Source organism: Massilia glaciei (genome assembly GCF_003011895.2).
GTDB classification, from domain to species: domain Bacteria; phylum Pseudomonadota; class Gammaproteobacteria; order Burkholderiales; family Burkholderiaceae_D; genus Telluria_A; species Telluria_A glaciei.
This window is the reverse complement of sequence record NZ_PXWF02000259.1, coordinates 36,022-47,971: the sequence shown is the minus strand read 5'-3', so window position 1 is coordinate 47,971 and position 11,950 is coordinate 36,022. Positions and strand designations below refer to the sequence as shown.

11 protein-coding genes are annotated in these 11,950 nt (G+C 65.2%); 4 read left to right on the top strand and 7 right to left on the bottom strand.

Going from position 1 to position 11,950, the window contains the following annotated elements:
• Nucleotides 1-136 precede the first annotated feature (136 nt).
• Entirely contained in the window at nt 137-1,087 is a 951-nt protein-coding gene (locus C7C56_RS18600) for a GlxA family transcriptional regulator (RefSeq protein WP_106758858.1), read from the bottom strand.
• A gap of 323 nt (nt 1,088-1,410) precedes the next feature.
• On the opposite strand from C7C56_RS18600, the gene C7C56_RS18595 reads away from it, so the two are divergent.
• The 3 genes from C7C56_RS18595 to C7C56_RS18585 all read left to right on the top strand — a co-directional run bounded on the left by C7C56_RS18595 (nt 1,411) and on the right by C7C56_RS18585 (nt 3,068).
• On the top strand, nt 1,411-1,836 hold the full coding sequence (locus C7C56_RS18595; RefSeq protein ID WP_229458860.1) for a MarR family winged helix-turn-helix transcriptional regulator: 426 nt from the start codon (nt 1,411-1,413) through the stop codon (nt 1,834-1,836).
• The gene (locus C7C56_RS18590; protein WP_106758856.1) at nt 1,833-2,114 is read left to right on the top strand and encodes a hypothetical protein; all 282 of its coding nucleotides are present in this window, start codon (nt 1,833-1,835) and stop codon (nt 2,112-2,114) included. The genes C7C56_RS18595 and C7C56_RS18590 overlap by 4 nt, the downstream gene beginning before the upstream one ends.
• A 120-nt stretch (nt 2,115-2,234) precedes the next feature.
• A complete protein-coding gene (locus C7C56_RS18585) occupies nt 2,235-3,068 on the top strand; it encodes an HDOD domain-containing protein (RefSeq protein WP_106758855.1) in 834 nt (277 codons plus the stop codon).
• A 276-nt stretch (nt 3,069-3,344) separates the two neighbouring features.
• On the opposite strand, the gene secF is transcribed toward C7C56_RS18585, so the two are convergent.
• The 5 genes from secF to queA all read right to left on the bottom strand — a co-directional run bounded on the left by secF (nt 3,345) and on the right by queA (nt 8,986).
• The gene (gene secF, locus C7C56_RS18580) at nt 3,345-4,367 is read right to left on the bottom strand and encodes a protein translocase subunit SecF (protein ID WP_106758854.1); all 1,023 of its coding nucleotides are present in this window, start codon (nt 4,365-4,367) and stop codon (nt 3,345-3,347) included.
• 57 nt (nt 4,368-4,424) lie between these two features.
• Nucleotides 4,425-6,299 carry a protein translocase subunit SecD gene (gene secD / locus C7C56_RS18575; protein ID WP_106758853.1) on the bottom strand — a complete coding sequence of 625 codons (1,875 nt, stop codon included), beginning with the start codon at nt 6,297-6,299 and terminating at the stop codon, nt 4,425-4,427.
• A 48-nt stretch (nt 6,300-6,347) separates the two neighbouring features.
• Nucleotides 6,348-6,674, bottom strand: coding sequence for a preprotein translocase subunit YajC (yajC, locus tag C7C56_RS18570; RefSeq protein ID WP_106758852.1), 327 nt, complete (start codon nt 6,672-6,674; stop codon nt 6,348-6,350).
• 139 nt (nt 6,675-6,813) lie between these two features.
• Complete coding sequence (gene tgt / locus C7C56_RS18565; RefSeq protein WP_106758851.1) at nt 6,814-7,953, bottom strand: tRNA guanosine(34) transglycosylase Tgt; 1,140 nt, start codon at nt 7,951-7,953, stop codon at nt 6,814-6,816.
• Complete coding sequence (queA, locus tag C7C56_RS18560) at nt 7,946-8,986, bottom strand: tRNA preQ1(34) S-adenosylmethionine ribosyltransferase-isomerase QueA (protein ID WP_106758850.1); 1,041 nt, start codon at nt 8,984-8,986, stop codon at nt 7,946-7,948. The genes tgt and queA overlap by 8 nt, the downstream gene beginning before the upstream one ends.
• 170 nt (nt 8,987-9,156) lie before the next feature.
• Here queA and recG point away from each other — a divergent pair, with 170 nt between their 5' ends.
• Nucleotides 9,157-11,217: an ATP-dependent DNA helicase RecG gene (recG, locus tag C7C56_RS18555; RefSeq protein WP_106758849.1), complete on the top strand. Its 2,061-nt coding sequence runs from the start codon at nt 9,157-9,159 to the stop codon at nt 11,215-11,217.
• A gap of 11 nt (nt 11,218-11,228) precedes the next feature.
• Here the strand turns inward: recG and C7C56_RS18550 are convergent, their stop codons facing one another.
• Nucleotides 11,229-11,813, bottom strand: a complete 585-nt coding sequence (locus C7C56_RS18550; RefSeq protein WP_106758848.1) for a cohesin domain-containing protein — start codon at nt 11,811-11,813, stop codon at nt 11,229-11,231.
• Nucleotides 11,814-11,950: the final 137 nt, after the last annotated feature.

The following is an 11,950-nucleotide window of genomic DNA, read 5'->3' as shown; positions in this document are numbered from 1 at the left end:
AGACCCCGAAAACATTCCTATTGTCGGGGTGAGGAAATCCGCCTTGCAAGGCGGATTCGCTGCGCAGGGCCATGGCTTTGCCACGGCAATTCCCTGCTACGCCCCCCCGGTTTTGAAATTTGAACCAGAAGTGGGGTTATTGGGCGGGGTTGCTGAGCTTGCGCTGGCGCTCTTCGCGCGGGGTGTTGCCGAACAGGGCGCCGAATGCCGTCGAGAAGTGCGAGCCCGACGAGAACCCGCACATCAATCCCACCTGCACGATAGAGTTGTTCGTCTCGAGCAGCAGTTGGCGCGCGCGCTGCAGCCGCAGCTCCAGGTAGTAGCGCGACGGCAGGCTGCCCAGGTATTGTTTGAACAGCCGCTCGAGCTGGCGCCGCGACAAGCCCACCAGGCCGGCGATGTCGTCGGTCGAGAGCGGCTCTTCGATGTTGGCCTCCATCAGGCTCACCGCCTCCGTCAGCTTCGGCTGCAGCGCGCCGAAGCGCGCCTGCAGCGCCACCCGTTGCCGTTCCTCCTTGCCGCGCACGCGGTCGATGCACAGCGCCTCCTTGATCTGCGCCTGCACCCCGGCCCCGAAGATGGCCTCGACCAGCGTCAGCGCGAAGTCGCTGCTGGCCGCCCCGCCGCAGCAGGTGAGCCGGTTGTCGTCGACCTCGAACAGGTTCGGCGTGAACAGGGCGTGGTCGGCTACCGTGTCGACGTCCGCGTACAGCGCCCACGGCAGCGCCGTGCGCACGCCGTTGAGCACGCCCGCGTCGGCCAGCCACAGCACGCCCGCCCCCACCGCGCCCCAGTACGGCGCGCCACGGCAGCGATCGATGATGGCGCGCAGGTTGGCCGGCTTCAGCGAGGCCTGCGCCTCGTCCGCCACCAGCAGCACCACGTGCCAGTGGCGCTCGCCGCCGGCGGCGAATTTGTCGGGGCTGCGCACGTCCACGTGCAGCCGCTCCGGGCCGAGGAATTTGGCCGCCAGCCGCAGCGGCTGGTACAGGCCCGCCCAACTGAGCGTGTCCGGTTCGCCCGCGTTGATGAGCAAAACGCGCAGCGGCTTCTCCTGCGCCAGGCGGGACAGTTTAGTTAGGGGCATCGGGCGGCGCTGAAAACGTCATTGACTGGGCTTTTACTCTGCGAACGCGGCCGCGGACGGCGCTCCGTGTTTTATTGGCTCACTGATTGGCCCACTATCATACCGGAGAACAACATGTTGGCGGCGGCCCGCCGCCGGCGGCATCCCGGTGGGGTATTCAATTTTGAATGGCCGGGGCGCGGGCTGTTCAAAATTGAATGGCAACCCGGGCGCCGCGCGATTAATCGCGCGCGCGGCGCACCCGCCGCAATGGTCGGGTGCAGCTATAATCATGCCCTATGGGTGAACGCTATCTAACCAGTATCCGCTTGCTGGCGGAATGCATGCAGGGCTTCGAACGCTTTTCGGGCGAGTCGGTGCGCGAGTGCGGCCTGACCCATGCCCAGTTCGACATCATCGCCACGCTCGGCAACACGCCCGGCATGACCTATAAAGAACTCGGCCAGAAGACCCTAATCACCAAGGGCACCCTCACCGGCGTGATCGAGCGCCTCGAGCAAAAGGGCCTGGTCGTGCGCGAGCAAAGCGACGGCGACAAGCGCTCGTTCTTCGTGCGCCTGACGCTCAGCGGCGAGGACTTGTTCAAGCAGGTGTTCCCGAAGGTCGTCGCGCACGGCAAGAAACTGTTCGCCTCCTGCACCGACACCGATTTCGACGCCCTCGACACCACCTTGCGCAAACTGAAACACCTGATCACCGGCCCCGCGTCCGCCCCACCCTCCATCCAACAAGAAAAGGAAGAACCTTGAAAACCACTCTACTCGACGGCATGCCGCCGGCAAAATTCGACAAGCACATCATCGGCAACCTGCTCCTGACCGTGGCCACCCCGGACGAAGTGCGCAAGGAGAAAATGCTGATCGGCGTGCGCAACGAGGAAGGCGACATCTACCGGCTGATCGGCGCGACCAAGGTCAACAGCTTCAACAACGCCTCCGAAGAACTCGAGGACCTCGGCCTGGTCGACGAGCTGCAACACGCCGAGGAACCGCAAGACGGCTTCGACGCCATCTTCCGCGAGGCGTAAACACGGCGCAAGGCGGGCTGGGAAGACTATTAGTAGACGCCGGGCTGGCCCCGGGCATACTGATAGTGCCCGTGGGGAACATTTGGTTTACTGGTGTTAATTTGGGAGTATAATTTTCCGATGAACAGACTTGAAGCCTTCAAATCCATCGCGGCCCAGGCAGGACGGGGCGAGCTGACCTTCCCCACGAACGTGGACGCCACCCTGAAGTTGCAAAAGGCGCTCAACGATCCCGATTGCCACGCCGAGGCGGCGGCCCGCCTCGTGCAGGCCGAGCCGCTGCTGGCAGCGCGCACGGTGGCGATCGCCAATTCGGTGGCCTACAACCGCTCGGGCAGCGAGATCACCAACGTGCGCACCGGCGTGCAAAGGGTCGGCTTCCGCACCCTCAACGCGCTCGTCGCGGCCGTGATCGTGCGCCAGCTCGACACCAAAATCAAGAATCCCGCGCTGCGCGCCATGGCCAACCAGCTGTGGCAGCACTCGGCCCACGTGGCCGCGTTGTCGCAGGTTATCGCGCGCCGCGTGACCCATGTCGACCCCGACACGGCCATGTTCGCCGGCATCGTGCACGAGGTCGGCGGCTTCTACCTGCTCTCGCGCGCCGAGGAATATCCCGGCCTGCTCGATGGCGAGCCCGAGGAGTGGGCCAATTTCGGCGAGATCGAAATCGGCCGCTGCGTGCTGCAAAAGCTCGGCGTGCCGAACGCCGTGATGGAGGCGATCGAGGCGATGTGGAGCGGCATGCGCGCGCTGCCCCCCGAAAACCTCGGCGACACCCTGCTGCTGGCCAACGACCTGTCCCCGATCGAGTCGCCGCTGCACCAGCGCCCCGGCGCCACCACCAAACAGGCGGCCGTCACGATCGACTTCGCGGTCGGCGACGGCACGCTCCAAAGCATCCTCGAGGAATCGGCCGACGAGGTGCGTTCGCTCACCAGCGCGCTGCTGTAAATCCCGCCAATCCGCCGCGCGGGGCGGATTCCCGCTTTCTCCCGCCCAAAAAAAAACCCGCTCGGTGAAGAGCGGGCAAAGTCCAAAACTAGGGGTGTCTGAAGAGACAACCCCACTGTATCCCAACCGTTGCCCCGCTTCCGTACGTTGACGCACACAGCCTGTCAAACAGGCGGGCTCTTCTTTGCGTCCGCGTGCCGCCGCGCATTCCCGCGATCCCAAAAAAATGCCGTCCGGCGCGGGGCGGGACGGCATCCTGGCGCGGCGGCGTGGTGGTCAGACCACGGCGCCGTCCGTTTCTTCCTTTTCCTTGACCGGCTTGATCAAGTCTTCGCGCTTGACGCCGAGCCACATCGCGATGGCGGCGGCCACGAACACCGACGAGTAGATGCCGAAGCAGATGCCGATGGTCAGCGCGATCGCGAAGTTGTGCAGCGTCAGGCCGCCGAAGAACAGCATCGACAACACCATCAGCTGGGTCGAGCCGTGGGTGATGATGGTGCGCGAGATGGTGCCGGTGATGCCGGCGTCGATCACCTCCCCCACCGTGGCATGGCGCATCTTGCGGAAGTTTTCGCGGATCCGGTCGAACACGACCACCGATTCATTGACCGAATAACCGAGCACGGCCAGCACGGCGGCGAGCACCGTGAGCGAGAATTCGAGCTGGAAGAAGGCGAACACGCCGATGATGATGACGACGTCGTGCAGGTTGGCGATGATGGCCGCGACCGCGAATTTCCATTCGAAGCGGATCCACAGGTAGCCGACCACGCCGACGATCACCATCAGCAGGGCGTTGAGGCCGTCGCGCGCGAGTTCCTCGCCGACCTGCGGGCCGACGAATTCGACTTTTTGCAGCGTCAGCACGTCGGCGCCGGCCGCGTTGAAGCAACCCGTGCGTTTGATCGGCTCGCCTTTGGGGCCGGTCGTTTCGATCGTCTTGGCAACCCCGGCTTCGGCCTTGCACAGCGCCGCGAACACCAGTTGCGAACCGGTCGAGCCCTCCACGCCCTCCTTGATCGGCAGGCGCAGCATGACTTCCTGGGCGTTGCCGAAGCTGCTCACCTCGGGCTGCTCGTAACCGAGCTGCACGAGCTGGCCCCGGATCCTCTCCTGGTCGGCCGCGCCCGGATACTTGAGCTCCATCACGGTGCCGCCCTCGAACTCGACCGAGAAGTGCAGGCCTTTGGTGGCGATGAAAAACACCGCAGCGACGAAGGTCAGCGCCGAAATCACGTTGAAAATCAACGCGTGGCGCATGAAGGGGATGTCCTTCTTAATCTTAAAAAATTCCATCTTGATTCCTGTGTGTGTGATTGACGCCCGGCCGAGCCGGACGCCTTGACGGTCTGCTTAGGCCTTGGCCACGGAAACGCCGGGCTTCCAGACCGTGCCGATCGAAATCTTGCTCAGCTTTTTCTTGCGTCCGTACCACAGGTTGACGACGCCGCGCGAGACGAACACGGCCGAGAACATCGAGGTCAGGATGCCCAGGCAGTGGACGATGGCAAAGCCGCGCACGGGGCCCGAACCGAACACCAGCAGCGCCAGGCCGACGATGAAGGTGGTCACGTTCGAATCCAGGATGGTGGCCCAGGCGCGGTCGAAACCGGCCGCGATCGCGGCATGCGGCGACTGTCCGGCGCGCAGCTCCTCGCGTATTCGTTCGTTGATGAGCACGTTGGCGTCGATCGCCATGCCGAGCGCGAGCGCGATGGCGGCGATGCCGGGCAGCGTCAGCGTCGCCCCGGTCGCCGACAGCAGGGCGAGCAGGAACAGCACGTTGGAGGCCAGCGCCAGCACGCTGAAGAAACCAAACATGTGGTAGTAGGCGACCATGAAGATGGCGATGGCGATGAAGCCGTACAGCGTCGAATTGAGACCCTTGGCGATGTTTTCGGCGCCGAGCTGCGGGCCGACCACGCGCTCCTCGATGACGTCCATCGGCGCGAACAGCGCGCCGGCGCGCAGCAGCAGCGCCAGCTCGGACGCGTTCTCGGGCGAGCCCATGCCGGTGATCTGGAACGAGGAGCCGAATTCGCTCTGGATCGTCGCCACCGACAACACTTCCCATTTGCCTTTTTCCTGCAGCACGATCGCCATCTTCTTGCCGACGCTTTTGCTCGTGAGCTGGCGCATCTTTTTCCCGCCGTCGCCGTTGAGGGTGATGCTCACGGCCGGCTGCTGGTTCTGGTCCGGGCGCGACGCCGCGCTGGCGATGTAGTCGCCCGACAAGACCACTTCCTTGTACAGCACGACCGGCACGTTCTTGCCCACGGTGAACAACTCGGACGTCAGCGGAATCGTCGTCGCCAATTCGGTGCCCGGGGTGATCGTTTCGTCGACCATGCGGATTTCCATGATGGCGGTGCGGCCGATGATGTCCTTGGCGCGCGCCACGTCCTGCTGGCCCGGCAACTGGACCACGATGCGGTCCGCGCCCTGCTGCTGGATCACCGGCTCGGACACGCCGAGCTCGTTGACCCGCTTGGACAGGGTGGCGATGTTCTGCTTGACGCCCTCGTCGAGCGCCAGCTTGAGCGCCTCGGGCTTGAGCCTGGCGGTGAGCACGAACTCCTCGCCCTCGAGCGCCTGGCTGAAGGCCAGGTCCGGCAACTCCTTGGCGATCACCTTTTGCGCCGCCTCGCGCGTGGCCGCGTCGCGGAACTTGAGGATGACGGCGTCGCGCGTGCGCTTGAGGTCGGCGTAGCGCACCTCCTTGTCGCGCAGTTCGGCCTTGATGCCCGACTGGATCGAGAGCATGCGCTTTTCGAGCGCCACCTTGGTGTCGACCTGCATCAGGAAGTGGACCCCGCCGCGCAAGTCGAGGCCGAGGTTCATCGGCACCGCGCCGAGCGCCTGCATCCAGCCCGGCGTGTTCTTGAGCAGATTGACCGTGACGATGTGGTCCGGATTGGCCGGGTCGCTGTTCAAGCCGCGCTCGAGCGCGAGCTTGGCCTTGAACTGCGCGTCCGGCGTGTCGAAGCGCACGCGCACGTTGGCGCCGGCCTCAACCCCCTCAAGGCTGACGGCGCCGGCGGCGATGCCTTCCTTCTTGAGCGTCTCCTCCACCGCGGCCGCGGTCTCTTTGGTGATCTTGACGGTCGTCCTGCCGCTCGTGATCTGCAGCGCGGGCGAGTCGGCAAAGTAATTCGGCGCCGTATACAAGAAGCCCAACATCAGGGCGAAGGCGATCAGGACGTACTTCCAGACGGGGTAGCGATTCATAGTCTTCCAGCATTCAATTGAGCAAGGGGCGGCGCGCTGCCACCGGGCTTACAGGGTCTTGATCGTGCCTTTTGGCAGCAAGGTCGTGACCGCGTTCTTCTGGACCACCACTTCGGTGTTGGCGGAGATTTCGAGCGTGATGTAGCTCTCGTTGATCCGGCTGATCTTGCCCAGCAGGCCGCCGGCCGTGATCACTTCGTCGCCCTTTGACAACGCGTCCATCATCTCGCGCTGTTCCTTCGCACGCTTTTGCTGCGGGCGGATCATGAGGAAATACATGAGCGGGAACATGATGAAGAAAGGCCAGTACTGCAACAGCGAGGCGCTATCGGCGGCGGTGCCTGCAGCTTGGGCGTAAGCGTTGGAAATGAACACGGGGACTCCGATTGTAAGATTAAAAAATTAGCGCTGTATTCTAGCACTGGCACGATCGTGAAAGTGGATTCCGCCTATTTGGTAGTCAGATTCAATTTTGCAAGGTCTTGCGGTAAACACGTTGCGCGGGCCGCGGCCGCTACACGCCGCGCGCCCGGCCGGCGTTGAATTTCAGGCGGAAGCCGTGGAAATCGTCGGCGTCGATCGCCTCGCGCACCTCCTTCATGAGCTGGAGGTAGTAGTGCAGGTTGTGGATGGTGTTGAGGCGCGCGCCCAGGATTTCCTTGGAGCGGTGCAGATGGTGCAGGTAGGCGCGTGAGAAGTTGCTACAGGCGTAACATGTGCAGCTCTCGTCGAGCGGTCCCTGGTCGTCCTTGTAGCGCGCGTTCTTGATCTTGACGTCGCCGAAGCGGGTGAACAGCCAGCCGTTGCGCGCGTTGCGGGTCGGCATCACGCAATCGAACATGTCGATGCCGTTGGCCACCCCGGCGACCAGGTCCTCGGGCGTGCCCACGCCCATCAGGTAATGCGGCTTGTTGGCCGGCAGGCGCGGGCCCACGTGCGCGAGCATGCGCATCATGTCCTCCTTCGGCTCGCCGACCGACAGGCCGCCGATCGCGATGCCGGGGAAGTCGATCTCCTCGAGCCCGGCGAGCGACTCGTCGCGCAGGTGCTCGTACATGCCGCCCTGGACGATGCCGAACAGCGCGTTCGGGTTCCCGCCGGCCTTGAACTCGTTCATCGAGCGCTGGGCCCAGCGCAGCGACATGCGCATCGACTTGGCGGCCTCCTCAGTCGTGGCCGGGCGGCCCTCGATCTCGTAGGGCGTGCACTCGTCGAACTGCATCACGATGTCGGAGTTGAGCGCGCGCTGGATCTGCATCGAAATCTCGGGCGAGAGGAACAATTTGCTGCCGTCGATCGGCGACGAGAACTTGACGCCCTCCTCGGTGATCTTGCGCATCGCGCCGAGCGAAAACACCTGGAAGCCGCCCGAATCGGTCAGGATCGGCTTGTCCCAGCCCATGAACTTGTGCAGCCCGCCAAACTTGTTGAGCACGTCGGTGCCCGGGCGCAGCCACAGGTGGAAGGTGTTGCCGAGGATGATCTGGGCGTCGATCTCCTTGAGTTCGAGCGGCGACATCGCCTTGACCGAGCCGTAGGTCCCGACCGGCATGAAAATCGGCGTTTCGATCACCCCGTGGTTGAGCGTGAGGCGGCCGCGGCGCGCGTGCGACAGGCCGCTCGTGTCGGTTTTCAGGAGTTTGAAATCAAGCATGGTCGGGTCCGGCGAGTGATTGGGTGGTGAGCAGCATGGCGTCGCCGTAGCTGAAGAAGCGGTAGTCGTGGGCGATCGCGTGCGCGTAGGCGGCGCGGATCTCCTCATAGCCGGCGAACGCCGACACCAGCATCAGCAGGGTCGACTTCGGCAGGTGGAAGTTGGTGATCAGGCGCGTGACGGTCTTGAACCGGTAGCCGGGCGTGATGAACAGGGCGGTGTCGGCGCTGCCGGCCGCCAGCTGGCCCGACTGCGAGGCCGACTCGAGCGCGCGCAGGCTGGTGGTGCCGACCGCCACCACCGCGTTGCCGCGCGCGCGCGCGGCGCACACCGCGTCCACGGTCGCCTGCGGCACGGTGTACCACTCGGTGTGCATGTTGTGCTCGGCCAGCACCTCGACCCGCACCGGCTGGAACGTGCCCGCGCCCACGTGCAGAGTGACGGTGGCGCTTTGCACGCCCTTCGCGGCCAGCCGGTCGAGCAGGGCCTGGTCGAAATGCAGGCCGGCCGTGGGCGCGGCGACCGCGCCGGGCGCCTTCGAATACACGGTCTGGTAGCGCGTCTCGTCGAAGGCGTCGGCCGCGTGGTCGATGTAGGGCGGCAGCGGCAGCCGGCCGTGCGCCTCGATCAGCTCGAACACGTCGCCGTCGAAGGTGAGCGTGAAGAACTCGCCGGCGCGCTCGCCCGTGGTCACGTCGAAGGCGTCGGCCAGGCGGATCCTGTTGCCCGGTTTGGGCGACTTGGACGCGCGCACCTGGGCCAGCACGGTGCGGTTGTCGAGCACGCGCTCGACCAGCACCTCGACGTTGCCGCCGGTCTCCTTGACGCCGAAGAAGCGCGCCTTGAGCACGCGCGTGTCGTTCATGACGAGCAGGTCGCCCGGCGCGAGCAGGTCGACGATGTCGGCGAACTGGCGGTCGACGATGGCGGCGCCGTCGAGGTGCAGCAGGCGCGAGGCGCTGCGCTCGGGCAGCGGGGTCTGCGCGATGCGCTCGGGCGGCAAGATGAAATCGAAGTCGGAAAGCGAGTACATTTCTGCTAATTCTGGAAAAAGGGGCCACGGGGCCAATGTCCCTGTCGGGAGGGCGTGTCGGCAAATATGCCGGCACCGGCTCGCATATGACTGCACACCCTTTACAATAGGGGTCAAGTGCGCAGAGCAACCCTCTATTTTACAGCCTGACGCCCCCAAGCAACCGAGATATGCCGCCGACCAAACCGAAAACCGCGCCAAAAACCAACGAAAGCAAGCTCGCCAAGCTCGGTTTGCGCACGGATATGGACCTCGTCTTGCACCTTCCGATGCGCTACGAGGACGAGACGCAGGTCGTTCCCATCCGCGAGGCCTGTCTGCGCGGCGGCCATGTGTCGCAGGTCGAGGGCGTGGTCACCAAGAACGAGATCGGCTTCAAGCCGCGCCGCCAGTTGCTCGTGACGATCGCCGACGAGAGCGGCGACATCCTGCTGCGCTTCATGAATTTCTACGGCAGCCAGGTGCGCCAGCTGGCCGAGGGCACGCGCGTGCGCGCCCGGGCCGAACTCAAACACGGGTTTTTCGGCGCTGAGATGGTGCACCCGGCCTACAAGGTCATCAACGAGGGCGCGCCGCTGCCGACCGTGCTCACGCCGGTCTACCCGTCGGGCGAGGGTCTGTCGCAGGCGATTTTGCGGCGCGCCATCGGCGACGCCATGAAGCGCGTCGACTGGCGCGACACGCTGCCGCCGGCCTTGCTGACCAAGATGAGCCTGAGCAATTTCGAGCCCTCCGTGCGGCTGCTGCACTACCCGCCCCAGGAGATTGACGAGCACGCGCTGGCCGACCGCTCGCATCCGGCGTGGGTGCGCATGAAGTTCGACGAACTGCTGGCGCAGCAGCTCTCGCTCAAGCGCGCCCAGCGCGCGCGCCGGGCCAAGGGCGCGCCCGTGATGGGGACCGTCGGCACTCTCTCCGACGCCTTCCTCGGGGTGCTGCCCTTCAAGCTGACCGGCGCCCAGCAGCGCGTGCTGGTCGAGATCCGCGCCGACCTGCGCCATCCGTACCCGATGCAGCGCCTGCTGCAGGGCGACGTCGGCAGCGGCAAGACCGTGGTCGCCGCGCTGGCCGCCGCGCAGGCGATCGACAGCGGCTACCAGGTGGCCCTGATGGCGCCGACCGAAATTTTGGCCGACCAGCACTTCCGCAAGATCGCCGCGTGGATGGCGCCGCTCGGCGTCAAGGTCGCCTGGCTCACCGGCAGCCTGAAGAAAAAAGACAAGCTGGCCGCGACCGCGCTGGTCGAATCGGGCGAGGCCAACCTCGTCATCGGCACCCACGCGCTGATCCAGGATTCGGTGAACTTCGCCAAACTGGGCCTGGTGATCGTCGACGAGCAGCACCGCTTCGGCGTGGCCCAGCGCCTCACCCTGCGCAACAAGGGCAGCAACGGCAAGACCCCGCACCAGCTCATGATGTCGGCCACGCCGATCCCGCGCACGCTGGCGATGACCTACTACGCCGACCTCGAGGTGTCGATCATCGACGAGCTGCCGCCCGGGCGCAGCCCGATCGTCACGCGCGCGGTCGACCAGAACCGGCGCGAGGAGGTCATCGAACGGGTGCACGCGGCCGCGCTCGAGGGGCGCCAGGTGTACTGGGTCTGCCCCCTGATCGAGGAATCCGAGGCGCTGCAACTGCAGACCGCCACCGACACCCACGCGATGCTGGCCGAGGCCCTGCGCGACCTGCGGGTGGGACTGGTGCACGGGCGCCTCAAGCCGGCCGAAAAGCAGGAGGTGATGGACGCCTTCACGCGCGCCGAGGTGCAGGTGCTGGTCGCCACCACCGTGATCGAGGTCGGGGTCGACGTGCCGAACGCCTCACTGATGGTGATCGAGCACGCCGAGCGTTTCGGCCTGTCGCAGCTGCACCAGTTGCGCGGGCGCGTCGGGCGCGGCTCGGCGGCCAGCGTCTGCCTGCTGCTGTATCAAAGCCCGCTCGGCGGGGTCGCCAAGCAGCGCCTGATGACCATGCGCGAAACCACCGACGGCTTCGAGATCGCCCGGCGCGACCTCGAGATCCGCGGACCCGGCGAGTTTTTGGGCGCGCGCCAGTCGGGCCAGGCGATGCTGCGTTTCGCCGACCTCGAGACCGACCAGTGGCTGGTCGAGCAGGCGCGCGATGTGGCGCACAACCTGCTGCAGGAGGCCGGCGTCGACGACCGCGCGACCGTCGACGCCCACCTCGCGCGCTGGCTCGGCGGGCGCGAGGAGTTTCTAAAAGTTTAGGGTTGCCAGATTCATGCCACCGGCCGCGGCGCAAGGCGCCCGCGGCCGAGTCGTTTGAAGGCGGCCAGGCCGGCCAGGCCGATCAGCAGCAACAAATAGGCGGACGGCTCCGGAACCGGGCTGACCGTGGCCATCGCCGTGGTGGTCGTGAACGGCAAGACGTTCAGCGCGCTGTTGAGCAAAACGGGGGCCAGGATCGAGAACGTCCCCGTTCCCGCCGAGATCGCCGTGAAACTAAACGCGAGCAAGATGCCGTCACCCTTCGCGCCCTTCCCCTGCCCCAGCAGCGTGGCCACGTTGAAGCCGACGACACCCTCATCGTTGTCGATCGTGCCGGGGATGAAAAAGGTATTGCCGTGGTTCGGCAAAAACGATCCTTGCGTGACCGACTGCGCCGAGAACACGGTCGGGTCGAACACGAAGTCGAATTGGAATCCGAACAGGTCGTTCGCGTTGGCGACCAGCACGAACACCTCGATGGTGTCGCCCACGGCAACCGGATTCGACGGCGTGGCCACCGACAGCGTCGCCTTGGCCTGCGCCAGATTGCACGACAGTAGCAGCGCAATGCAGAAAAGCCGTTTCAGGGTTTTCATCTGACCTCCACGTTGGTCGGTGCCGCAAAGCCGCTAGCGGAAACGCGTGCGGCAAGCCACTGGTATGTGTCAAATGATTACCCAAATTGATCCACCGCACACCCCCATGTGCTTGGCACAAGGGCATGCGTGGCGTG

Coding starts and splice junctions, on each gene's coding strand:
- recG (WP_106758849.1), top strand. CDS start 9,157: ATGCCGCCGACCAAACCGAAAACCGCGCCAAAAACCAACGAAAGCAAG.
- C7C56_RS18585 (WP_106758855.1), top strand. CDS start 2,235: ATGAACAGACTTGAAGCCTTCAAATCCATCGCGGCCCAGGCAGGACGG.
- secF (WP_106758854.1), bottom strand. CDS start 4,367: ATGGAATTTTTTAAGATTAAGAAGGACATCCCCTTCATGCGCCACGCG.
- C7C56_RS18595 (WP_229458860.1), top strand. CDS start 1,411: ATGCAGGGCTTCGAACGCTTTTCGGGCGAGTCGGTGCGCGAGTGCGGC.
- C7C56_RS18550 (WP_106758848.1), bottom strand. CDS start 11,813: ATGAAAACCCTGAAACGGCTTTTCTGCATTGCGCTGCTACTGTCGTGC.
- tgt (WP_106758851.1), bottom strand. CDS start 7,953: ATGCTTGATTTCAAACTCCTGAAAACCGACACGAGCGGCCTGTCGCAC.
- queA (WP_106758850.1), bottom strand. CDS start 8,986: ATGTACTCGCTTTCCGACTTCGATTTCATCTTGCCGCCCGAGCGCATC.
- C7C56_RS18600 (WP_106758858.1), bottom strand. CDS start 1,087: ATGCCCCTAACTAAACTGTCCCGCCTGGCGCAGGAGAAGCCGCTGCGC.
- secD (WP_106758853.1), bottom strand. CDS start 6,299: ATGAATCGCTACCCCGTCTGGAAGTACGTCCTGATCGCCTTCGCCCTG.